This is a genomic window from Arthrobacter sp. B0316-5-4 (assembly GCF_059090325.1).
In genome coordinates this window covers 1-206 of record NZ_JBNHFN010000027.1, presented here as the reverse complement: position 1 = coordinate 206, position 206 = coordinate 1, and the positions used below count along the sequence as shown (strand labels likewise).

The 206-nt window shown below is 51.0% G+C and carries 1 rRNA gene; it reads right to left on the bottom strand.

Annotated features, from left to right (window positions below):
- A 16S ribosomal RNA gene (locus tag AC5RU9_RS21315) occupies positions 1-87 on the bottom strand; the annotation flags it as partial.
- Between the last annotated feature and the right edge of the window lie 119 nt (positions 88-206).

Genomic DNA, 206 nt, shown 5'->3' with positions numbered 1-206 from the left:
CCCAGCAAGCTGGGATCATCGTTCGACTTGCATGTGTTAAGCACGCCGCCAGCGTTCATCCTGAGCCAGGATCAAACTCTCCGTTGAAAACAAAAAAATCAAACAGACACAACCACACCCACCGGAAATAACGGTAGAACGCGGCTGCACAAAATTCGAAACCAGCTGAAAACCAGACCACCACACACGGGGGTGCATGACAGTAC